Here is a 22,716-nt window from a genome sequence, read left to right on the forward strand (position 1 = left end):
TCAGGCCTCCTCCGCAGCAGACGGGAAGGTGAGCCCGCTCCAGCCCGGAAGGGCAACGGTGACGGGCACGTCGCCTGCAAGGATAGGCTCCCCGGCCGCCATGGCCTCACCGGCCTTGTCGATCCGGATGACCGCAAGGCCGCGTTCGCCAGCGATGGTGCCGAGCGTGCCGATCGTCTTGCCGCCGATGGTCAGATCGGTCCCCGCGACAGGTAAGGGCGCGTTCGCCGAGACGATGACGGTACGTCGTCGCGCCGTCGAACGGTGCTGCATGCGCGACACCACCTCCTGTCCGACATAGCAGCCTTTGCGGAAGGAGACGCCGCCCGACTTGTCGAACAGGACGTCATGCGGAAAGGCATCCTGCAGCGCGTAGTCGGCACCCGATTCGGGCACACCATGCAGGATGCGAAGCGCATCATAGCCATCGCGTCCACCGGCTTCGCCATGCTGACCAGGCTTGCGGCGAACCTCGGTGCCGGCCAGTGCGAACCGATGGTCCGCCACGCCGTCGCCGGCTTCACCCCAGGTCACCGTTGCACCCGTCTCCGGCAGCGTCTCGATCGTCACGGCTGCCCGGAGCTTGTACATGGTCATGCGCTTGACGAAGGCTTCCAGCTGATCCGCTCTGATGTCGATCAGGAATCCGTCTCCGTCACGCGAGATGAGGAAGTCGAACAGGATCTTGCCCTGCGGTGTCAGCAGCGCGCCGGGCAGTGCTCCCTCTGCCCCGAACCCACCGAGATCGGTGGTGATGAGGTTCTGCAGGAAGTGTTCCGCATCCGCCCCCGTGATTCGGACAAAGGCGCGATCGGGCAGGAAGGCTGAAGGCATGGGGATCACCGGACTGTTGCTTTGCCACTGAGTTAGGCGCTGCCAGTCTAGACGACAAGAAGCCCGGATCACAGCCCACAGATAGGATGGCGATCAGTCGCCGACGCTCAGGAATTTCCAGCGGCCGTCCGGCGTGATGCCGACGCGGAAGAAATTGTAGTTGCCGTATTCCTGCATCTCCGCGACGTCGCCTGCGGTGACGATGCGCAGCAGTTCGACCTTCTCCTGTGGTGTCAGCAGCGCGAGCGACTTTCCGGCAAAATAGGGCCAGACATAGGCCTCGTCGGCCGTTCCCTTGTCGAGCTGGACGAACCCCGTCGAGAAGATATCGAGAAGGATTGCCAGAACCTCGATCCCGTCGCTGTCACCGGAGATCGCCTTCAGCGCCTCGATGGGATCCTGATCGGGCGTCTGCAGCGGCACCACGGTCTGGTCGGGGCCCGGGTTCATCAGCGGCCGGAGCTTCGAGATGTCGCCGGTCGTGGCGGCGTCGATGATCAGCTGCCGCATACGGCGAACCGGTTCCGGCGCCTTCTCGATGTCGTAGATGACCTCGGCCGCCGGTTCGGGCGGCTCGACACTCTCCACCGCCTCCGGCTCGTTCCGCTTGATGAGCGGATCCGGATCCGGAATGACGGGGATCGAATCTTCGATGACGTCCTCTTCGTCGCTCGCCAGAGGCTCGGCCTCGTCAGACGACGTGTCAGCCGCAGGCGGCGTGATGTCCTTGATGTCGGACAGGGCAAGGGCCGGCAGCGTCGGTGCCGTAGAAGCAAGCATGAGCGTCAGCGCGCTCGTCAAGCGAAACAGCCTGACCCGCGACGAGATCATCGTTCTGTTCCTCGATTTGTAACTTACTGGAGCTGGCGCTCGGGCGAGAACTCGCCGGCGAGCAGCCGGGTCTTCAGTGCGTCGAGGATAGCCTCGGCACCGTGTTCGCCATGAATGCGGATGGTCTCGCGCATGGCAAGCGCGAAGGCAGCATCCGCGATGATCTCGGGCTCGATGCCGTCTGCCATGCCGTCGGCCCAGGCTTCGTTCTGGTATTCCAGCGCAGCCTGCATCTTTTCATGAACGATCATGTCGTCGATTTCGTTGCGGCGCGGTTCCATGGGCATTCCTCGAAGCACTTACTCAGTCCTTAACGACCCTATCAGCCTTTTGCCAAAACGACACGGGGGCAGACCAAAAGAGGTGAATTAATCGTTAATTTCCGAAACGTGCGGTAATTTCTGTGGCGAGTGTTGCGCCTTCGTTACGGTAATTCTGCTCTGCACGAACTGCGGCCGCTGTGCAAGAGGTATAGACGGAGGCGAAGGACCGATAGCCCCGGTTGTAGGCGGCTGTCAGGCGCGCGCGGCGCTTCGGCTCCGTCCTCGTTTCCGCATCCAGCAGCGCCTGCAGCGACTGGCGCCATTCCGGTTCGCCATCGGCGCTGCAGAGATTGCGCAGATAATGCACGGCGCCGATGATCTCCGAGAGCCGCGCGAGGCGATCGTCGTAAGGCGTTGCCTTCTCCGTCTCCACCGGCGGCGGGAGCGTGATCACGTTGCTCTCCTGCGCGCGGGCGGGCTGATGGAGCATGGAAACGGCAAGCAGTGCGGCCGCGCCGCTGATCATCCTGATCCCGGTCATGCGGCACCTCCTGCGCGAAGGCCGGGCGTGAGGCGCATCACGCAGGCCAGGACGCTTTCAGGCGTCGGAAGACGGAGGATTTCCTCGGGCAGGAACCACCCGGCCTCCAGGGCATCGCTCTGGGCAATGGCCGGCGCCGTCTCATCCGCATCCACCTGAAAAACGGAAAGCATGAAATGGCTGCCGCTGACGCCCGCCTCGGGCAGGAGCTCCACCGTTTCGAACAGGCGCGGATTGCGCCCGACCAGCCCCGTCTCCTCGAAGAGCTCCCGCAGCGCCGTTTCTTCCGGCGTTTCACCCGGTTCGGAGCGGCCGCCCGGAAAGGCATAGAGATCGGCAGCCGGCGGATTGCCCCGGCGAACGAGGAGAAAGCGCCCGGCCCGTTCAACGATGGCGGAAGAGGCGAGGCGGGGCATGCTCATGGAAAGAAGAACTCCGGTCGAAGACGGCGCCGCTTCGGCGAAGCAGCGCATCGGGATTATCGCGGGCTTTGCGCGAGCCTGCAAGCAGCCCGTCACCTTGACCGGTGACAGGCGGACTGCCATCTGTGAGGGATGTGTGGACGTTTTGCCCTGACTGCCAGCCCGGAAGAGGTTGCCGAGCTCCTGAACGTGATGGAGCTCGAAGGCTTTCCGCCGCGCTACAACATCGCGCCGACGCAGCCGATTCTGGTGGCCGTTGCGGCGCCACCCGCCGATCCCGGCTCCAACCGGCCGGACCGCATGGCCGTGCTGGTCCGCTGGGGCCTCATTCCCTCCTGGGTCAAGGACCCCAAGGAATTCACCCTTCTGATCAATGCTCGCTCCGAGACGGCGATCGAGAAAGCGTCGTTTCGCGCAGCCATGCGCCACAGGCGCATTCTCGTGCCCGCATCCGGTTTCTACGAATGGCACCGGCCGCCGAAAGAGAGTGGCGAGAAGCTGCAGGCCTACTGGATCCGCCCCAAGAAGGGCGGCATCGTCTGCTTCGGCGGCCTGATGGAAACCTATATGTCGAAGGATGGCTCCGAGCTCGATACCGGCTGCATCCTGACCGTCGGTGCCAACAGCACGATCGGCCAGATCCATGACCGCATGCCGGTCGTGATCGAGCCGCAGGATTTCAGCCGCTGGCTGGACTGCCGCCAGGGCGAGCCGCGCGATATCGTCGACCTGATGCGGCCGGCCGATGAAGATTACTTCGAGGCGATCCCGGTTTCCGATCTTGTCAACAAGGTCGCCAATGTCGGCCCCGAGTTGCAGGTTCCCGTGACCCCGCAGCCCAGAAAGCAAAAACCCGCCGCAGACAAGGCTGACGACGGGCAGATGAATCTCTTCTAGATCGGGGCTCTCAGGCCACCTTGGCAGCCGGCTTCGGCTTCAGCATCAGCGCTGCGGCCAGCACGGCCTTGAGGCCGAGCGGGCGGTACTTGGAATCCAGATTCTCGTTTGCCGGCTTCTGCTGCTCGGCTTCAGTCTGCGTCGTCATCGTCATGTTCCTCGGGAGTGTTTCCTGACCGGTGTTTTTTGTTCGCGGCTCTCTCTGCGGAGATCATGACAAAAGCGTGACCGAGGCTGTGACTCAAATCAAATTTGAAGAAAAAGAGTAGAAATGGAGAGCCCCGCGCAGGCTTTCGGCTCTGGCGGGGCGCAAAACTGCGAGTTTTTGGAGAAAAATCAGCTCAAACGCCGCGATCCATCTCCGAAAGTCCCTTTTCGGCTGATTCTTCGCCGATGGTCAGCGTCCCATAGCGGCGATGCCAGTTGCGCGCGCCGAAGGGCAGCGAGCAGAGATAAAGCAGCACGGTCACGACAAGCACTTCCCAGGTGAAGCTCATCAGCAGTGCAACGTAAAGCACGACGCCGAGAATCATCGGCAGCACCAGATCCCGGCGCACGTGGCTCGTCTCCGACTTGCCGGACCACACCGGCAGGCGGCTGACGAGCAGATAGGCGATGACGATCGTATAGGCGGTGCTCGCATAGGCGAATATGCCGACAGGCGCCACGCCGAGGAAGCCGAGATAGACCGGAAGCAGCACCAGCGCGGCGCCCGCGGGTGCGGGAACGCCGACGAAGAATTCCGACTGCCAGGGTGCCTTGGTCTCGCGTTCGTCCATGACATTGAAGCGCGCAAGCCTGAGACCGGCGGCGATCGCGTAGATCAAGGCGGCAATCCAGCCCAGCGAACGGGCCTGGTCGAGCACGAAGACATAAAGGACGAGCGCAGGGGCGACGCCGAAATTGATGATGTCGGCAAGCGAATCCATCTGTGCGCCGAACTTCGAGGTCGCCTTCATCATCCGCGCGATGCGGCCATCAATGCCGTCCAGGAAGGCGGCCGCGAGCACCATGGCAACGGCCAGCTCATAACGGTTTTCGAAGGCGAGACGAATGCCTGTGAGGCCCGCGCAGATCGCGAGCACGGTGATCAGGTTCGGAATGATCAGGCGCAACGGTATTTCCCGCAGCCGAGGCCCGCGAGCCCCGCCATCCGCGGCGCCTGCGGTGCGCACGTCGGTCGAAGGCGTCTGATCGTCCATCGGAAACCTCCTCAGCTGCGGCGACTGATCACCGGACCCTTGGCCGAGCCAAACTCGGCAATCACGGTCTCGCCGGCAATGGCGGTCTGGCCGAGCGAGACGCGCGGTTCTGCACCGGCCGGCAGGAAGACGTCGAGGCGCGAACCGAAGCGGATGAGGCCGAAGCGTTCACCGGCATCCAGCGGCTCGTTGGGGTTGGTCCAGCAGATGATGCGGCGGGCAACAAGACCTGCGATCTGAACCACGCCCACCTGGCCATGCTTGCTTTCGATCACAAGGCCATTGCGTTCGTTGTCGGTCGAGGCCTTGTCCAGCTCGGCATTGAGGAACTGGCCTTCCTTGTAGGCGATCGTCGTCACCCGGCCGCGCACCGGAGCGCGGTTCACATGGCAGTTGAAGACATTCATGAAGATGGTGATGCGCAGCATCGGCTCATGGCCGAGGTTGAGCTCTTCCGGGGGAACGGACATCTGCACCGACGAGACGCGGCCATCGGCCGGGCTGATCACCAGATCGTCGTCCTGCGGCGTCACGCGCTCGGGATCACGGAAGAAATAGGCGCACCACAGGGTGAGGATGAGGCCGATCCAGAACAGCGGATCCCAGATCCAGCCGAGCACCAGCGACGCGACGAAGAAGGCTGCGACAAAGGGATAACCTTCCTTGTGCACGGGAACGATCGTCTTGCGGATGGTTTCGAACAGGTCCATTGGATCCTCGGTCTTTTGAATTGTGTCGCCCGTGACTACTCTGAAAGCCGCAGATGGGCAATGCCGACGGTCAAATCAAGGCAGCTTAAAGAACCTGTGACAAACCATCGCTAGCCCAAAAAAGGATCGACTTGTTGAGACCGCGGCGAGATTTCGTAAATAACTGCACCCTAAAAAAGGGGTGGTGAAAATCGTAAGAGATCCGGGCCGGCACTGCCAGAATGCCAGCTCGGGCAAGGACTGACTATTGCAGCTCGCCAGGCAAATCGAACAGTTTCCGGATAAGTCACCGCTCGTGACCCTCTCCTGGTATTCGCCGATCGGCGCGCCTCCACCAGCCGGCATCGGATCGCTGACCCCGGCCCGCATCACCGACTATCGGGACCTCCAGGATACCTCCGTGTGCTTCCTGGATTGCGCCGACAGGGCGTCGATGAGGGAGGTCACCCGTCTGCGGCAGGCCTATGGTCCGGCCCTTTACCTGGTGGCGGCGACGGAAGGCGCAGGCGCGGCGTTCCAGTCCGAACTTTTCGAGACAGGCGTGGATGACATTCTGCTGCAGGACGGGCCGGAGCATCTCTTTCGCTGTCTGCTGCGCGCCAAGCGTCACCTGACGCTGCTGCAACAGCAGGAACGGCGGCTGGACGATCTGCAGGAACAGCTCGATCGCTGGCAGGACGGGCTCGACCACCTGCCGACGCCGATCTATCTGAAAGACGTCGACGGGCGCTATCTCGGCTGCAACACCGCCTTCAGCCAGTTCGTCGGCACGACCCGCAGTGGCGTGATCGGCCAGACGCTGGCGGATTTCCTGCCGCAGGAGGTCGCGGATGCCCATCGGGAATCCGATCTCGAAGTGATGCGCAAGGGCGGCGTGCTCCGGGTCGAAACGGATGTCTGCGTGCCGGAGACGGGCATGCGCCACGTCATGCTGCACAAGGCGTCGATCGAGTCGGCGGACGGACAGTTGCGCGGCATTGCCGGCGTCATGATCGACATCACCGAGCGCAAGGAGCTGGAAGCACGGCTGACCGCAGCGGCCGAGCGCGATCCGCTGACCAACGCGTATAACCGCCGCAAGTTCTTCGAGGTCGCCGCCTCGGCGATCGAACATCGTCCGGATGGCGGTTCGGCCTTCGCCGTTGCCGTCATCGACATCGACCACTTCAAGTCGATCAACGATGAACTCGGCCATGGGGAAGGGGATCTCACCCTCTGCTCGATCGTCGATACCCTACGGAGCCATGAAGACCAGGGTGTCGTGGTCGCACGCGCGGGCGGCGAAGAGTTCTTTGCCTTCTTCGCCGGCGAAAATGCCGAACGCGCCGCGGAGATCCTCGAGCAGATGCGCGGTGACGTTGCCCGATACTGCCAAGTGACGACCGTTGCCGGTGCTGCTGGCACGATCAGTATCGGTCTCGCCGCGTTCGATCCAGAACAGGAGACGGTGGATCAGGCGCTGCGCCGCGCCGATCTTGCGCTCTACCGTGCGAAGCGTGACGGCAGAAACCGCCTCTGCCTCGCACCGTGACCGGCAGAGCGCCGGTCACTCTCAATAGATCTGAGGATCAGTTGGCCGGCGGACGGCGAACGACCACGCCCAGTTCGTCGCTTTCGCGCACCTGCCGCAGCATCTCTTCGGCCTGCGTGGCCTCCCGCTGGCGGTTCCACATTGAGGCATAGAGCCCGTTCTGCGCCAACAGTTCGGTATGGCTGCCTCGCTCCGCGATCTCGCCGCCCTTCAAGACGATGATCTCGTCGGCACTGACGACCGTCGAGAGACGGTGGGCAATGACGAGCGTCGTGCGGTTCTTGGAGACGATGTCGAGGGCCGACTGGATTTCGTGTTCAGTCGTCGTGTCCAGCGCCGAGGTCGCCTCGTCCAAGATCAAGATCGGAGGTGCCTTGAGCACGGTCCGGGCAATCGCGACGCGCTGCTTTTCACCGCCGGAGAGCTTCAACCCGCGTTCGCCGACCTTGGTGTCAAAGCCTTCCGGCAGATCCTTGATGAAATGCGAGATCTGCGCGACCTCGGCCGCCTGCTGGATTTCGGCATCGGAAGCGCCGGGTCGGCCGTAGCGAATGTTGTAGGCGATGGTGTCGTTGAACAGCACGGTGTCCTGCGGGACCATGCCGATCGCAGCGCGCAAAGACTTCTGCGTGACCTCTCGGACATCCTGACCGTCGATGGTGATGGAGCCCTGCTGGACGTCGTAGAAGCGGTAGAGCAGGCGGGAAATCGTCGACTTGCCAGCCCCCGACGGGCCGACAACGGCGACCGTCTTGCCGGCCGGAACCTCGAAGGACACGCCCTTCAGGATCGGGCGGTCCGGATCGTAATGGAAATGGACATCCTTGAACGCAATGGCGCCCTGCGCAATGGCAAGCGGCTTCGCGCCGGGACAGTCGACAACTTCGGCCTGCACCTCGAGCAGATCGAACATCTGTTCAATATCGGTCAGGCCCTGGCGGATTTCGCGGTAAACGAAGCCGATGAAGTTGAGCGGGATCGACAGCTGCATCAGCATGGCATTGACGAAGACGAAGTCGCCGATCGTCTGCTCGCCGCGCTGAACGGCAAGCGCCGACATCACCATGATGATCGCGGTGCCGATGCCGAAGATCAGGCCCTGGCCGAAGTTCAGCCAGCCGAGCGATGTCCAGACCTGCGTCGCCGACTTTTCGTAACGTGCCATGGAGGCGTCGAAGCGCTTGGCCTCCATCTCCTCGTTGCCGAAATATTTGACGGTCTCGAAGTTGAGGAGCGAGTCGATCGCCTTGGTATTGGCATCCGTGTCGCTGTCGTTCATCGCGCGACGGATGCCGATGCGCCAGTCGGAGGCGCGGATGGTGAACCAGATATAGGCCCAGACCGTGAAGGCGGTAACGCCGAGATAGGAGAAGCCGTAGGTCCACCAGAAGATTGCGGCCGTCAGCAGGAATTCGATCAGGGTCGGCACGGAGTTGAGGATCGTGAAGCGCACAATCGTTTCGATGCCCTTTGTCCCGCGCTCGATGATGCGCGACAGGCCGCCGGTCTTGCGCTCCAGGTGGAAGCGCAGCGACAGCTGGTGCATGTGCACGAAGGTCTTGTAGGCAAGCTGGCGCACCGCGTGCTGGCCGACGCTGGCAAACAGCGCATCACGCAGCTGGTTCAGGCCAACCTGGGCGATGCGGGTGACGTTGTAGAAGATTACGAGTGCGACGGCACCGAGAAGGAAGGTCGGCAGCAGGCCGGCCATATCCAGGCGGCCGTCGAGCGCATCGGTGGCCCATTTGAAGAAATAGGGCACGAGGATCAGGACGAATTTCGAGATGATCAGGAAGATCGTCGCCCAGACGACCCGCATCTTGAGGTCGAAGCGATCCGCCGGCCACATATAGGGCCAGAGATTTACCAGGGTCTGCATCGGATTGCCGTCGTCGGCCGATACCGTCTTCTTCTGTGCCTCAGCCATCCCCGACCCTCTCTCGTGCATGCAGATCAAAAAGCGGCGATCCCTTGGGAGGATCGCCGCCGTCATTCAATTAGGTTCTCGCTTGCGCGAATACAATAACGGATCTGTGAAAGCTCAGTTCACCGCCTCACCACGCAGACGCTTGCGGTGAATTTCCTCCGCATTCGGCAGGGCATCGCGCGGAACCGTGAAGATCTGGCCGGGCTCGATCCGGTCCGGATTGTTGATCTGGTTCTCGTTGGCGAGATAGATCGTGGTGTAGCGTACACCCTGGCCATAGACGCGGCGCGAGATCTGCCAGAGCGTGTCGCCACGGCGGATGATCACGCTGCTGTCACTCTGGGCAAGCGGCGCCTGCTGGATCGTCTTCGGCTCCGCGGAAGCCGTTTCAGCCGGCGCGGCCGGTGCGGCGGAATCCTGGGTCGTTGTCGCCGCAATTGCTGCCGGGGTCGGCTCGTTCAGAAGATCACGGATCAGCGCCACGAGCTTGGGTAGTGCGGCGCCGAGGGCGTCGACATTGCCGTTCGGAACCGACTGCAGGAGCGCCAGCGCTTCCTTTGCCTTGGCGGCATGGGATTCGATGGCCGACGTAAAGGCCGGATCACCATTTGCGCCGGGGCGGAAGCCCACGATCGACTGCAGGCCGATCTCGGTCGCCGAACGGGCGGCCGCCGCCTGTTCGAGTGCCGGCTTCTGGCCATTGGCATAGAGGTTTTCGAGGATCGTCATCGCCTTGGTGAGGGCGATCCGCAGCCGTTCGAAATCAGCCTCTTCCGGGCTTGCAGCCGCAGCAGATGCCGGCGCCGTCTGAGCGACGACGGAGACCTGCTCGCCGGCCGGACGCTCGAACGGAACGGAGGCGCGCACGACGACCTTGCCGGTCGCGTCGAGCAGTTCGACCTCGATGATGTGATTGCCGACCTCGAGCTTCATCTCGCCTTCGATGACGAAATTGCCGCTCGGGTCGCTCTTGGCTTCGCCGATCGCTGCCTTGTCGGCAAAGCCGCGCACGGTTGCGCCTGCGGGCGCCTTGCCGGCGACGAAGATGCGGTCACCCTCGATCTCGACGGCGGTCACCTGCACCTCGGTGGCGCCGGGAAGCGATGCCGGGGCGTAGCTCGACGATGTGCCGGCGGGAACGGCCGCCGTCTCGGCGCTGCCCGGCATGATTGGTGCCGAGTTGGCGATTTCGTTGGAGGCAGCCGGCAGATCCGGAATCACCGCACCGCCGGCGGCTGCCGGCTCGGACGTTTGCGCTGTCGCCGCATCCGCACTCGCAGTTCCTGCAGCCTGTGAGGCGCCGGCGTTGGCGGTACCTGGAAGGGTGATCATGCGGCTGGCTTCGCCGGGCTTGGAGACCATCGCGAGAAGCTCGCCCTTGCCGCCTTCCGGAACGGAGATCGTTGCGACTTCTTCCGAGGTCACGACCTTGCCATCCGGCGCCGTGGCGCGGATCTGGAGCGAATGATCGCCCGGCGCAAGCGGTTCGTCGAGCACGGCGGCGAAATCACCGGTGCCGTCGACGGTCTGCGAGGAAATGACGTCGCCGCCATTGAGGATCTCGACCTTGGCGCCCGGAACGGCATTGCCGGCAATCACGGTCGAACCGTCGGGCTCGACGCGGAGAATGTCGAAGCGCGGCGCAACATCCGTCGGGGCTTCCGCGACCGGTGCCGGGGCGATCGGATTGCCGAGCAAGGCGTCCTTGATGGCGGCGATCATGCTGGCGGCCTTGGCCGGATCCGAGGGCAGGTCTTGCACCATGGCGAGTGCCCGGGCCGCATCGGCCTGAACCGCCTTGATGCCATCCATGACCGTGGCTTCCAGGCCTTCGGGGATCTCGATGGTGGAGAGAGCCTGGAGTGCGCCCTGGGCAAGCGTTTTCGCTGCCGTATAGGCTTCGATGCTCGGCGTGCGGCCATCGGCAAACAGCGCGGAAATCCCGTCCACGGCCTTCACGGCTTCGCCCTTCAGGCGATCCATCTTCTCGGCCGCTGCGGCTGCAACATCGGCAACAGCTTCCTCGGCCGTGGCCTTGGCCTCGTCGGCTGCAGACTTTGCGGCGTCCGCCGCGGCGTTCACGGTCGGCAGATCGCCCGTCGGCGGATTGAGCCGCGGCATGATGACAAAGACCATCAGCAGGCTGACGATGGCAAGGACGATCAGGACCACCCACAGGGCACGGTTCTTCATTTCACAAGTCTCCCGGCGGAAAAGCCGCCATTCCCTTGGAATTGCTAGCGTCAACCCGATGAATCGACAAGCGGCGATGGATCAATCCACCCTGCTGCAGAAGGGTTTTCAGCCAATTTTGTTGACCTTAGTCAGCACAGACTGTTTTTTGCCTCGCATGAGCGAACAGAAAACCCCGATTCGATCCGTCTGCGTCTATTGCGGCTCACAGCCCGGACGCGATCCCGCCTTCATGGAAGCGGGCCGTGCCTTCGGCCGCGCGCTGGCTGAAAACAACCTCCGCCTCGTCTATGGCGGCGGCACCAAAGGCATCATGGGGGCGGTTGCCTCAGGCGTTCTGTCCGCCGGCGGTCACGTCACGGGCATCATACCCGAATTCTTGGTTGACATGGAAGCGACGCGCCATTCGCTCGGCCAGTTGAACGAGCTGATCATCACCAAGGACATGCATGAGCGCAAGCATGCGATGTTCGAGCGCTCGGATGCCTTCGTCACCTTGCCCGGCGGCATCGGCACGCTGGAAGAGATCGTCGAGATCATGACCTGGGGCCAGCTCGGCCGTCATGCCAAGCCGATGGTCTTCGCCAATGTGAACGACTTCTGGAAGCCGATGCTGGAACTCGTCGACCACATGTCGGCCTCCGGCTTCATCCACACGGCGCATCTCGTGCGCCCGCTGGTCATCGACCGGATCGAGGACATCGTGCCGGCCATCCAGGCGCGTTGGGCCGAGACGGGAGCGCCCGAAGGTGACCCGGCGACCATTTCCAAGCTTTGAGCGTAATCAGCGCTGCCGAAGCATCGGCAGCGTGTAGATGACGAGTGCTGCCCAGATCAGCGGAAAGGCGATGGCCTTGGCCGTGCTGAAGGGCTCGTGGAAGACGAAGACGGCGGTGATGAAGATCATCGACGGCGCGATATACTGCATGATGCCGATCGTCGACAGCCGGAGCAGCTTGGCGCCGTTGGCATAGAGGATCAGCGGCACCGCCGTCACAAGGCCGGCGGAAGCAAGCAGGATGGTATCGGTCGTGTTGCCCATCAGGAAATGCCCGCCGCCCTGCAGGTTCAGGTAGACGAGATAGGCGAAGGCGAAGGGGGTCAGCAGCAGGACCTCCAGAAGAAAGCCCTGGTTCGGCCCGATCGGGAGCGTCTTGCGGAAGAAGGCGTAAAAGCCCCAGGAGAAGGTCAGCGCCAGCGCCACCACCGGCAGCCGCCCGGCTTCGACGGTGAGGATAACCACCGCGACGACGACGAGCGCAAGTGCGGCGATCTGCGTCCGCTTCAGCTTCTCCTTGAGGAGCACAGCACCGAGCAGGATCGAGAACAGGGGATTGATGAAATAGCCCAGCGCCGTGTCGAGAGCATGACCCGCACCGATGGCCCAGACATAGATACCCCAGTTGACGCTGATCAGTGTCGCAGTCACGGCCGCCATGCCGAGCATGCGCGGATTGCGCATGGCCTTCTTCAATTCGTCGGTGCGCTTGAGGATGATCAGCAGCAGGCCCGCGACCGGCACCGACCAGAGAATGCGATGCGCGATCACCTCGGCCGGCGAGATATGCGCCAGCGCCTTCATGTAGAGCGGCAGGAAGCCCCACAGGAGATAGGCAGAGAGCGCGAAGAGAAAGCCGTTCAGGCTGTCCCGGTTCTCCGCGGGAGCGGTGACGTCGGCCATGGTGTTTCCTGACTTTTGTTATGCTTGGAAACGGAATTACGCCTCAAGGGTTGCAGGCGCCAATTCATTTCTGTGAAGCATCGTTCAGGCAGACCGATCATTGGCGCGTCGTTCTCACTCCGCCGCGATCTTGCCTGCCAGCTGCCGGTTCTTCATCAGCTTGTACACGATACTGTCCATCAGAGCCTGGAAGGATGCGTCGATGATGTTCTCGGAAACGCCGACCGTCCACCAGCGCGCGCCGGAGGCGTCCGTGGATTCGATCAGGACGCGCGTGATGGCTTCCGTACCGCCGTTCAGGATGCGGACTTTATAATCGGCCAGTTCGAGATCAAGGATCTCGCTTTGATACTTGCCAAGGTCCTTGCGAAGCGCGATGTCGAGCGCGTTGACCGGTCCATCGCCTTCGGCCACCGACATCACCATCTCGCCATCGACGAGCACCTTCACGACCGCTTCCGAGACGGTCTTCAGCTTGCCATGGCTGTCGAAGCGACGCTCGACCATCACACGGAAACTTTCCACCGCGAAGAAGTCCGGCACGGTGCCGAGCGTCTTCAGCGCGAGCAGTTCGAAGCTCGCATCCGCGCCCTCATAGGCATAGCCCGAAGCTTCGCGCTCCTTGACGACCGAGATCAGCGTGTCGAGCTTCGGATCGTCCTTGGCGACCGTGATGCCGCGGCGCTTCAGCTCGTTGAGGAAGTTCGCCTTGCCGCCCTGATCGGAAACCATGACCTTGCGGAAATTGCCCACACTTTCCGGCTCGACATGCTCGTAGGTCTTCGGGTCCTTCAGAAGCGCCGAGGCATGGATGCCGGCCTTGGTGGCAAAGGCCGAGCCGCCGACATAAGGCGACTGGTGGTTCGGTGATCGGTTCAAGAGTTCGTCGAAGGCGCGTGACAGGCGGGTGAGGCCGACGAGCTTTTCCCGGTCGATCGAGGTCTCGAAGCGCGACGCATAGGTTTCCTTCAGACAGAGCGTCGGGATGATCGTCACGAGATCGGCATTACCGCAGCGTTCGCCAAGCCCGTTCAGCGTTCCCTGGATCTGTCGCACGCCCGCCTCGACGGCTGCAAGCGAATTGGCGACCGCCTGGCCGGTGTCGTTATGCGCGTGAATGCCGAGCGAAGAGCCGGGGATGCCGGAGGCGATGACGGCCTGGACGATCTCGCGGATCTCCGGCGGCTGTGTGCCGCCATTGGTGTCGCAGAGCACCACCCAGCGCGCGCCAGCGTCGTAGGCTTGCCTGGCGCAGGCGATGGCATAGTCCGGATTGGCCTTGTAGCCGTCGAAGAAGTGCTCGCAATCGACCATGGAAAGCTTGCTCGCCGCGACCACGGCCTTGACGCTGTCACGGATGCTTTCGAGGTTTTCCTCGTTGCTACAGCCGAGCGCCACCTTCACGTGATAATCCCAGCTTTTGGCCACCAGGCAGATCGCATCCGCCTTGGCCTGCAGGAGTTGGGTCAGCCCCGGATCGTTGGAGGCGGAAATGCCGGCGCGTTTGGTCATGCCGAAGGCGACGAAACCGGCCTGTTTCGTCCGCTTCCTGGAAAAGAAGGTCGTGTCCGTCGGGTTGGCCCCAGGATAGCCGCCCTCGATGAAGTCGATGCCGAATTCGTCCAGCATGGCCGCAATGGCGATCTTGTCCTCGACCGAAAAATCAATCCCCGGCGTCTGCTGGCCGTCGCGGAGCGTCGTATCGAACAGGGTGATCTTGTCGCGTGTCATGCTGATGTCCTTGGGCAAACGCTTGTGTTCGGGGTTTCACCCCCCTCTGTCACTGCGTGACATCTCCCCCACAAGAGGGGAGAGTGGTGGCCGTGGGCGTCGGGCTCCCCACCTCCCCCTTGAGGGGGGAGGTCGCCGCGGAGCGGCGGGTGGGGGTGAACCAGACCACGAGTTCGGCGTGTCAGACTTGCAATGAGCTCCCCACGGTCACCCCACCCCGGAGCTTCGCTCCGACCCTCCCCCTCAAGGGGAGGGTGAGGCCACGCCGCATCCGCAATCCGCTCTCCCCCCTTGTGGGGGAGATGGCTGGCAGGCCAGAGGGGGGTAACTGCGAGCGCGAGCATGATCTAGTTCTTCCCCGCAAACCGATCCGTGGCGCGGATCAGCTGGTCGAGAATGCCAGGCTCGAGATAGGCGTGGCCCGCCCCCTCGATCAGGTGGAAATCGGCTTTCGGCCAGGCCTTGTGCAAAGCCCAAGCATACTTCGCCGGGCAGGGCATGTCGTAGCGGCCATGGATGATCACGCCCGGGACATCCTTCAGCTTGTAGGCATCGCGCAACAGCTGACCTTCCTCCAGCCAGCCGGCATGGACGAAGAAGTGGTTCTCGATGCGGGCAAAGGCGAGCGCGAATTCCGGATCATAGAAGTGGTCGGAATAGTCAGGGTTCGGCAGGAGCGTGATGGTCTCGCCCTCCCAGGAGCTCCAGGCCACCGCGCAGCGCAGCTGTTCCTCGCGGTCGGTTCCGGTCAGCCGGCGGCGATAGGCCGCCATCATTTCGTGGCGTTCGTTTTCCGGGATCGGCGCGCAGAAACGCTCCCACTTATCCGGGAACATCTCGGAGACGCCGAACTGGTAGTACCAGTCGAGTTCGGCCTTGGTCAGCGTGTAGATGCCGCGCAGCACGAGTTCGGACACCCGCTCCGGATGCGTCTCGGCATAGGCAAGCGCCAGCGTCGAGCCCCAGGAGCCGCCAAAGACAAGCCACTGTTCCGCACCGATCATCTGACGCAGCCGCTCGATATCGGCGACCAGATGCCAGGTGGTGTTCGCCTCGATCGAGGCATGCGGCGTGGATTTGCCGCAGCCGCGCTGGTCGAACAGGATCACGTCATAGAGCGCAGGATCGAAGAGACGGCGATGTGATGGGCTGGTCGCACCACCCGGGCCGCCATGCAAGAAGACGGCGGGCTTGGCGCCCTTGGTGCCGAAACGCTCCCAATAGATCTGGTGCCCGTCGCCGACATCAAGCATGCCGGTCTCGAAGGGTTCGATTTCGGGGTAGAAGCCGCGCAATTCAGTCGTCATGTCATATCCTTTTCGGTGGCCAGGCCACCGTATCGTGATCGGGATGCTGCCGAGACGTAGCGGCGATCCCGGCATTGCCCTCGGGAAGATCCGAGCGGTTCGTCGGGTTTTCTGGAAGTGAAAAGAGCTTGTCGAAATAACTGACGCGGCTTTCCACGCCATCCTGCGAGACGGGTTCGGCCAGCTCCGGCTTGTCGAGGCTGCCGATCGTCACGCTGATATAGGGCGAACCCTTGGTGCGGAAGAAGAGCGGCGTGCCGCAGTCCTTGCAGAAGCCGCGCCCGCACGGGTCCGACGACTGAAACCAGCCCGGCTCGCCGCGCACCAGGAGAAAATCCTCCTGGCGGGAGCCGGCAAGCGCCATGAAGAAGTTGCCGCTCGCCTTCTGGCACATGCGGCAGTGACAGATATGCGGATAGCCGACCTCGCCCGCTATTCTGTAGCGGATCGCGCCGCACTGGCAGCCGCCCGAATGCACCTGACGGGTCATTGATCATCCTCCGGCGGCCACTGGGCCGTGTCGTGGTCCGGGTGCTGGAAGCTCTCGACCGAAGCGCAGAATTCTTCCATGGCCGGGGTGGTAAAGGCGGGCTTCTCGAACAGCTGATCGATCCAGGGCAGGCGCTGGTGATGGTTGACCTGGATTTGCGGCTCGAAATGCTCCGGATGATCGAAGGCGCCGATGGCGAGCTCCACCCCGGTCGGATGCTGATAGGTCAGCGGCGTACCGCACTTGCCGCAGAAGCCGCGCTTCACCTTGGCCGACGAACGGAACAGCATCGGCTGTCCGCGCGTCCAGGTCAGATGCGCCTGGTCGGCGGTGACGAAGGCGCCGAAGAAGGAGCCGAACTGCTTCTGGCACATCCGGCAATGGCAGATCGATGGGCGCCCAAGCTTCGACGCCTGGAACCGGATCGCCCCGCACTGACAGCCACCGCTTTCGATATCACTCATCTCGACGTCCTCATTGCATCGTCACATAGACCGTCACGCCGATGATCACAGCAGCGACCAGAACGCCCTTGGCTATCAGCCCGTAAAGCAGCCATTTCGGCATCTTCGTATTCGGGTTCGGCTGCGTCACGACTTCGCCTCCGGCCACTGCTCTGTGTCCCGGTCCGGATGCTGGTAGGACACGACCTCGGTGAGGAAGGGCGCATCCTGGAGATCATCAAGCGTCGCGCGCTCTGGCAGAGTTGAGATGGCGTCGACAAAGGCGAGTTTGCATTCCACCCCGAACTGGATGGTCGGCGGCAGCTGCGACGGATCGTCGAAGGCGCCGGCCGCGAGCGACAGCCCGTCCGGCGCCTCATAGCTGAGCGGCGTGCCGCAATCGCCACAGAAACCGCGTTTCACGAAGTTCGACGAGGCAAAACGCTTCGGCGCCCCCCGCGTAAAGGTGACCTGCGCCTCGCCAACGGCAACGAGCGGCGCATAATAGGCCCCGAAGGCCTTCTGGCACATCCGGCAATGGCAGACGGAAACATCTTTCGGTTGGCCTTCCATGCGGAACCGCACGGCGCCACACTGGCAACCGCCGGTGTGGGTGAGGGGGGAGGTCATGGGGTTGGCCTCCTCGGATGGTGGGTGCGGCTACCCCCCTCTGTCCTGCCGGACATCTCCCCCACAGGGGGGGAGAGCGGTACCCCGTCGACCTCGCCAATTGATGTCAACAGTTCAGAGTTTGACTGCCGCAGCGCATGCTCCCCCGCTCTCCCCCCTTGTGGGGGAGATGTCACAAAGTGACAGAGGGGGGTAACCCGCGCCGCAGCCGAAACCATTTTAACGCTTGACCTCCCAACTCGTCACCCGCTCGCCCGTCTCCTTGTCCTTGCCGTCCTTGAGCTGGATGCCCTTGGCAGCCAGGTCATCGCGGATCTTGTCGGCTTCGGCAAAGTTCTTGGATTTGAGCATTTCGAGCCGCATGTCGACGAGCGCCTGGACAGCGGCCGAGAGGTCGTCGCTCACCTCCGCCTTCTTTACCGTCACACCGAGGAATTCCAGCGAGCCCTTGAGCAAAGCAACGGCCTGTTCCATCGTCGGATTATCAGATGCTGTCTCGCCACCGCGCTCGTAGGCAATTGTTCCCTTCGCGTAATTGGCTAGTACCGACAGCCTCATCAACGCTTCGGGCGAGTTTAGGTCATCAGCAAGTCGACCGAGAAATTTCTCATCGAGCTGAGCCTGGATATCTCCCGCCGCATCGATGATTCTGAGCCAGCCCGCCAACCGCGCTTCAGCCTCCTCCAACCGCTTCACCGAAAAGTCGATCGGCTCGCGGTAATGCGTCATCAGCATGGCCAACCGCAGCACTTCGCCCGGCCACTTTCTCCCGCCGAATTTCTCCGTCGCCAACAACTCGTTGATCGTGACGAAATTGCCCTCCGACTTCGACATCTTGCGGCCTTCGAGCTGCAGGAAGCCGTTATGCATCCACACGGTTGCCATCAGGTCGTTGTCGAAGGCGCAGCAGGATTGGGCGATCTCGTTTTCGTGGTGCGGGAAGATCAGGTCCAGGCCGCCGCCATGGATGTCGAACTGGTGCGGTTTCGTCTTGGCCGCCGGGGAGAGGCGATCCTTGATCTCTTCCCAGAGATAGCGGTCGGCCATGGCGGAGCATTCGATGTGCCAGCCGGGGCGACCGAAGATCGCATGTTGCTCGCCTTCGAAGGTGAAATGCGCCGGCCAGCCGGGCTCGGTATCGGCCGATTGCTTCCACAGCACGAAATCCGCCGGGTTCATCTTGTGGCTTTCAACGGCGACGCGGGCACCAGCCTGCTGGTCCTCGAGCTTGCGCTTCGACAGCATGCCGTAATCGGCCATCGAGGCGGTCGAAAACAGCACCTCGTGGCCCTCCGAACCGCTGGCGACATAGGCATGACCCATGTCGAGCAGCCGCTGGATGATCACGATCATCTGCGGAATATTGTCGGTGGCCCGCGGCTCGACGGTCGGCTTGAGGCAGCCGAGGGATGCCACATCCTCGTGGAACTGGCTCTCGGTCTTGCCGGTCACGGCGCGGATGGCGTCGTTGAGGCTCATCGAGCCATCGGCGATCTGGCTGCCGAAATCACGCAAGGCGCGTGCGTTGATCTTGTCGTCGACATCGGTGATGTTGCGCACATAGGTGACCTTGTCGGCGCCATAGGTGTGGCACAGCAGCCGGTAGAGCACGTCGAAGACGATCACGGGGCGCGCATTGCCGATATGGGCGAAGTCATAGACGGTCGGGCCGCAGACATACAGGCGCACATTGTCGGGGTCGATCGGCTCGAAGTCGACCTTCTCGCGTGTGAGCGTGTTGTAAAGCTTGAGGCCGCCGGCCATGTGAAACTCCCAGAATGATGTACCCGGCTGGACCGGGTCGTTTGTCATCTGGGGCTATGCAGGAGACGAAAACGGCCAGGCCAGCGCATGCGCTAGCGAATAATGATCCCGCAAATGATGCAGAGGCTCGTTTTCATGGCCGCTGTTATGGCGCGCGTCGCTGTTTTGGTCAAGGGCGCTTGCGGTGTCTTGAAGCAGGTCATCTCGGTGCCGTAGGCTGTGGATAGTTGCCCTTCGGCTTAAGTCTTTTTCAAGATAACTACCCCAAATCTAGTGTGGCATTCCCCCGCCTACGGAGATGATCTTCGGCATGGACCAAACCCTGCATCTGCCTACCATCATGATCGTCCATGCCCTGATCACCCTGATCTCGACGGTCGTGACGATTTACATGTGGCTGAGAAACCGGGACAGCCGGATCCTGCCGCTGCTGGTGGCCGCCGGATTGGCAGCTTGCGCGGCCATGCTCCTGCACTCGGCCCGCAGCACGCTGCCGCTTGTCCTGTCGTCAGGTTTGGGTCTTGGGCTGGGCGTTCTCGCGGTCGGAATCTATTGGCAGGCGGTTGTCGCCTTCGAAGGCGGGAAAGTCTCCCTCACCAAAGCGTCGCTCGGGATCGTGCTGTGGGCGGCCCTCTGGCTGACGCCCGTCTTTCATCAATCCATGGCAGCGCGCACCACCATTCTCGGGCTGCTGGTGGCCGGCTACTGCTTCCTGACGGCGCGCGAGATCATGCGGCGCGCCAGGATCGAACCCTTGCCCTCCCGGTCGGTCGCAGCACTCGCCAATGTCATCCGCGGCGCAATCTGGCTGGCACCGATGCCGCTTTCGATCTTCGTCGCCCCGGCCTATGCCGCAGACGGGACGACGGCACCCTGGTTCGCCTTCGTCGTTCTAGCCAATTCCATGATGATCGTGCTGTCGCTGGTCGCCCTGCTGATGCTGGGCAAGGAGCGCGACGAGCTCAGATATCGCCTTGCTTCCGAGCGCGATCCGCTGACCAATCTCGCCAACCGCCGTACCTTCGTGGCGGCTGCGAACAAGGTGCTGACGTCGGAGGAGGGCGGCGCAAGCCTGCTTCTGCTCGACATCGATCATTTCAAGGTCGTCAACGATACCCATGGCCACGCGGCCGGAGACCAGGTCCTGCTCGCCTTCTCGCGGGCCATCGAGCAGCACATGCCGAGCGGCTGGCTCTTTGCCCGCATCGGCGGTGAAGAATTCGCCTGTCTGATGCCCCGCATGAGCGCGCAGAAGGCGGTGGCGGTAGCCGAGAACCTGCGTCTCGCCGTGGCCGACATGCTGATACCGGCGCCGTCTTTCCTGCGGGTCACGGTCAGCATCGGCGTCAGCGAAGCGAAGGGGCGGGGTGGAGACCTCGATGGACTTCTCGCCACGGCGGATGCCGCCCTTTATCGCGCCAAGGCCGATGGTCGAAACTGTGTCAGGCTCTACGAACCAGCGGTCCTGCTCGCCGAGACCGGCAATGCGCTGGCCCTTGCCGTCGAACAACCGCGCCGTCGGCTGGCGCACATGCGGCGCCGCGCGGGCTGATTAAGCCGCCGGGCGCGGCAGCCTGAGGATCCCCAGCACCAGAGCGCATCCGAGGACGATGACGGCCCCGCCGCAGAGCTGCAGCGCCGTCAGCGGTTCGTCGAGCACGAAGGCACCGACCAGCACGGCGACCACCGTTACCACGAATTCGACGCTGATCGCGGCCGTCGCGCCGATGCTTTTGACCAGCCCGAAATAGAGGACATAGGTCAAGGCGCTCATCAAGGCGGCAAGGGCGATGAGATAGACATAATCGATGGCTGCCGGCGTGCCCGGAACGGGCACGAACCAAAGGAGCGGCAGCGTCAGGGCCCCGCCCGCGATGAACGATCCGATCGTGACTTCCCAAGGGCCTGTGCCGCTCAGATGTCGGCTGGCATAATTGCTGCCGAAAGCGGCGGAGAAGGTCGAGCCCACCATGGCGAGGCAGCCGAGCAGGAAGGCGCTGGTCACGGGAACGGCGGGAAACCCCACCAGCATGATGATGCCGATCGTGCCAAGCGCAAGGCCGAGCACGCGCGCCGGCGTGATCCGCTCCAGTCCCCAGAGCTGGGCAATGACCATCGAAAACAGCGGGATGGAGGCGACGAAGATGGCGGCCATGGCCGTGCCGATCAGCGGCGTGGCGTAGGAAAGGCCGATAAGCTGGCCGGCGACCGTCGTTGCGCCGACGGCAGCGAACGGCAGCCATCCGGCACTGAAATCAAGCCTGCGCCGCATGATCCTCGCGATGGCAAAGAGGAGCGCGCCTGCGATGAAGCAGCGAAAGGTCACCGCCCCGATCCAGCCGAAGGCATCGACCACGTGCAGGAGCAGCAGAAAGGAAAGTCCCCACGCCAGCGACAGATAGGCATAGGCGGCGAAATCTCTGGGGGACATGAAGTGGTCCTGAAAATCGCCGGTCGGCAGCTCCCTGAAGAGAGGGGCGAATCTGCTATTCCGGCATCCGATAATCGACGATCTTGCCTTCGCGCAGTTGGTAGAGCTTGCCGGTTTCCGTCTGGTCCGGGCCGACCAGCGCCATCAGCTTGGCCGCCACTTCGGACGGATGCGGCACGGTCTGCGGATCTTCACCCGGCATGGCCTGGGCACGCATCGCCGTGCGCGTCGGGCCCGGGTCGACGGACAGGATGCGCAGGGGCAGGCGCTGCGTCTCGGCAGCCCAGGTGCGGGCAAGCGCTTCGACGGCCGCCTTGGAGGCGGAGTACGGGCCCCAGAAGGGCTTGCACTTGTGAGCGGCACTCGACGACAGGATCAGCGCGCGGCCCTGGTCCGACTTGACCAGCAACGGCTCGAGCGAGCGGATCAGGCGCCAGGTTGCCGTCACATTGATCGTCATGACCTTGTCGAAGACCTTGGCTTCGACATGGCCGATCGGCGAGATGACCCCGAGAACGCCGGCATTCAGCACCGCGATATCGAGCTTGCCCCAGCGTTCGAAGATGTGGCCGCCGAGCTGGTCGATCGCTGCCATGTCCGAAAGGTCGAAGGGCACCAGCGTCGCCGTGCCGCCAACCGCCTTGATCGCGTCATCAAGCTCTTCCAGTCCGCCGACGGTTCGAGCACAGGCGATGACATGCGCGCCGGCCTTTGCCAGTTCGATCGCGGTGAAATAGCCGATGCCACGCGAGGCGCCGGTGACGAGCGCGAGACGGCCCTTGAGGTCGATTGTCATGGTCTGTCCTATGTCCCTAGAGCATGTCCGGCCTAAGCTGATCACATGCTCTATCTCCTTGTTTTGACGCAGTCCGGACGCAAAACCGCTGG

General features: G+C 62.9%; 23 protein-coding genes. 4 read left to right on the forward strand and 19 right to left on the reverse strand.

Annotation, left to right across the window (positions count from 1 at the left end; translation table 11 throughout):
* The 5 genes from ygfZ to FAA86_RS05385 all read right to left on the reverse strand — a co-directional run bounded on the left by ygfZ (position 1) and on the right by FAA86_RS05385 (position 2,891).
* The gene (ygfZ, locus tag FAA86_RS05365) at positions 1-834 is read right to left on the reverse strand and encodes a CAF17-like 4Fe-4S cluster assembly/insertion protein YgfZ (RefSeq protein WP_136538734.1); all 834 of its coding nucleotides are present in this window, start codon (positions 832-834) and stop codon (positions 1-3) included.
* A 93-nt stretch (positions 835-927) separates the two neighbouring features.
* On the reverse strand, positions 928-1,665 hold the full coding sequence (locus FAA86_RS05370; protein ID WP_136538737.1) for a hypothetical protein: 738 nt from the start codon (positions 1,663-1,665) through the stop codon (positions 928-930).
* 23 nt (positions 1,666-1,688) lie between these two features.
* Entirely contained in the window at positions 1,689-1,946 is a 258-nt protein-coding gene (locus FAA86_RS05375; RefSeq protein WP_102021450.1) for a hypothetical protein, read from the reverse strand.
* A 94-nt stretch (positions 1,947-2,040) separates the two neighbouring features.
* Positions 2,041-2,469 carry a TIGR02301 family protein gene (locus FAA86_RS05380; RefSeq protein ID WP_246035007.1) on the reverse strand — a complete coding sequence of 143 codons (429 nt, stop codon included), beginning with the start codon at positions 2,467-2,469 and terminating at the stop codon, positions 2,041-2,043.
* Positions 2,466-2,891 (reverse strand): NUDIX hydrolase, encoded by a 426-nt coding sequence (locus tag FAA86_RS05385; protein ID WP_136538739.1) that lies wholly within the window; start codon positions 2,889-2,891, stop codon positions 2,466-2,468. The genes FAA86_RS05380 and FAA86_RS05385 overlap by 4 nt, the downstream gene beginning before the upstream one ends.
* A gap of 132 nt (positions 2,892-3,023) precedes the next feature.
* Between FAA86_RS05385 and FAA86_RS05390 the strand changes: the two genes are divergently transcribed.
* Positions 3,024-3,788 carry an SOS response-associated peptidase gene (locus FAA86_RS05390; protein WP_136538741.1) on the forward strand — a complete coding sequence of 255 codons (765 nt, stop codon included), beginning with the start codon at positions 3,024-3,026 and terminating at the stop codon, positions 3,786-3,788.
* Positions 3,789-3,798: 10 nt separating this feature from the next.
* Here the strand turns inward: FAA86_RS05390 and FAA86_RS24515 are convergent, their stop codons facing one another.
* The 3 genes from FAA86_RS24515 to FAA86_RS05400 form a co-directional block, all read right to left on the reverse strand.
* Entirely contained in the window at positions 3,799-3,936 is a 138-nt protein-coding gene (locus FAA86_RS24515) for a hypothetical protein (protein ID WP_167494900.1), read from the reverse strand.
* Positions 3,937-4,129: 193 nt separating this feature from the next.
* Positions 4,130-4,990 carry a CDP-alcohol phosphatidyltransferase family protein gene (locus tag FAA86_RS05395; protein WP_136538743.1) on the reverse strand — a complete coding sequence of 287 codons (861 nt, stop codon included), beginning with the start codon at positions 4,988-4,990 and terminating at the stop codon, positions 4,130-4,132.
* 11 nt (positions 4,991-5,001) lie between these two features.
* Positions 5,002-5,721 (reverse strand): phosphatidylserine decarboxylase, encoded by a 720-nt coding sequence (locus tag FAA86_RS05400; RefSeq protein ID WP_281281702.1) that lies wholly within the window; start codon positions 5,719-5,721, stop codon positions 5,002-5,004.
* Between the two features lie 226 nt (positions 5,722-5,947).
* On the opposite strand from FAA86_RS05400, the gene FAA86_RS05405 reads away from it, so the two are divergent.
* Positions 5,948-7,231, forward strand: a complete 1,284-nt coding sequence (locus FAA86_RS05405) for a sensor domain-containing diguanylate cyclase (RefSeq protein WP_136538747.1) — start codon at positions 5,948-5,950, stop codon at positions 7,229-7,231.
* A gap of 37 nt (positions 7,232-7,268) precedes the next feature.
* Here the strand turns inward: FAA86_RS05405 and FAA86_RS05410 are convergent, their stop codons facing one another.
* The gene (locus FAA86_RS05410; RefSeq protein ID WP_136538749.1) at positions 7,269-9,158 is read right to left on the reverse strand and encodes an ABCB family ABC transporter ATP-binding protein/permease; all 1,890 of its coding nucleotides are present in this window, start codon (positions 9,156-9,158) and stop codon (positions 7,269-7,271) included.
* Between the two features lie 114 nt (positions 9,159-9,272).
* The gene (locus FAA86_RS05415; protein ID WP_136538751.1) at positions 9,273-11,351 is read right to left on the reverse strand and encodes a LysM peptidoglycan-binding domain-containing protein; all 2,079 of its coding nucleotides are present in this window, start codon (positions 11,349-11,351) and stop codon (positions 9,273-9,275) included.
* A gap of 157 nt (positions 11,352-11,508) precedes the next feature.
* Between FAA86_RS05415 and FAA86_RS05420 the strand changes: the two genes are divergently transcribed.
* Positions 11,509-12,129, forward strand: coding sequence for an LOG family protein (locus FAA86_RS05420; protein ID WP_113459240.1), 621 nt, complete (start codon positions 11,509-11,511; stop codon positions 12,127-12,129).
* 6 nt (positions 12,130-12,135) lie between these two features.
* Here FAA86_RS05420 and rarD read toward each other — a convergent pair whose 3' ends face one another.
* From rarD to cysS, 7 genes are all read right to left on the reverse strand, one after another.
* Complete coding sequence (gene rarD, locus FAA86_RS05425) at positions 12,136-13,032, reverse strand: EamA family transporter RarD (RefSeq protein WP_113459241.1); 897 nt, start codon at positions 13,030-13,032, stop codon at positions 12,136-12,138.
* A gap of 114 nt (positions 13,033-13,146) precedes the next feature.
* Positions 13,147-14,763, reverse strand: a complete 1,617-nt coding sequence (gene cimA / locus FAA86_RS05430; RefSeq protein ID WP_136538753.1) for a citramalate synthase — start codon at positions 14,761-14,763, stop codon at positions 13,147-13,149.
* 347 nt (positions 14,764-15,110) lie between these two features.
* Positions 15,111-16,070, reverse strand: a complete 960-nt coding sequence (gene pip / locus FAA86_RS05435) for a prolyl aminopeptidase (protein WP_136538755.1) — start codon at positions 16,068-16,070, stop codon at positions 15,111-15,113.
* 1 nt (position 16,071) lies between these two features.
* On the reverse strand, positions 16,072-16,560 hold the full coding sequence (locus FAA86_RS05440) for a GFA family protein (RefSeq protein ID WP_136538757.1): 489 nt from the start codon (positions 16,558-16,560) through the stop codon (positions 16,072-16,074).
* Positions 16,557-17,024: a GFA family protein gene (locus FAA86_RS05445; RefSeq protein WP_136538758.1), complete on the reverse strand. Its 468-nt coding sequence runs from the start codon at positions 17,022-17,024 to the stop codon at positions 16,557-16,559. The genes FAA86_RS05440 and FAA86_RS05445 overlap by 4 nt, the downstream gene beginning before the upstream one ends.
* A gap of 126 nt (positions 17,025-17,150) precedes the next feature.
* Positions 17,151-17,633, reverse strand: a complete 483-nt coding sequence (locus FAA86_RS05450; protein ID WP_136538760.1) for a GFA family protein — start codon at positions 17,631-17,633, stop codon at positions 17,151-17,153.
* A gap of 219 nt (positions 17,634-17,852) precedes the next feature.
* Positions 17,853-19,397 carry a cysteine--tRNA ligase gene (cysS, locus tag FAA86_RS05455; RefSeq protein ID WP_136538762.1) on the reverse strand — a complete coding sequence of 515 codons (1,545 nt, stop codon included), beginning with the start codon at positions 19,395-19,397 and terminating at the stop codon, positions 17,853-17,855.
* A 310-nt stretch (positions 19,398-19,707) separates the two neighbouring features.
* On the opposite strand from cysS, the gene FAA86_RS05460 reads away from it, so the two are divergent.
* Positions 19,708-20,949, forward strand: coding sequence for a GGDEF domain-containing protein (locus FAA86_RS05460; protein ID WP_167494901.1), 1,242 nt, complete (start codon positions 19,708-19,710; stop codon positions 20,947-20,949).
* On the opposite strand, the gene FAA86_RS05465 is transcribed toward FAA86_RS05460, so the two are convergent.
* Positions 20,950-21,828, reverse strand: a complete 879-nt coding sequence (locus tag FAA86_RS05465; RefSeq protein ID WP_136538766.1) for a DMT family transporter — start codon at positions 21,826-21,828, stop codon at positions 20,950-20,952.
* Between the two features lie 55 nt (positions 21,829-21,883).
* Positions 21,884-22,624, reverse strand: coding sequence for an SDR family NAD(P)-dependent oxidoreductase (locus FAA86_RS05470; RefSeq protein WP_136538768.1), 741 nt, complete (start codon positions 22,622-22,624; stop codon positions 21,884-21,886).
* Positions 22,625-22,716 lie beyond the last annotated feature (92 nt).

Source organism: Rhizobium rosettiformans W3 (assembly GCF_004912135.1).
Lineage (GTDB): Bacteria > Pseudomonadota > Alphaproteobacteria > Rhizobiales > Rhizobiaceae > Allorhizobium > Allorhizobium rosettiformans.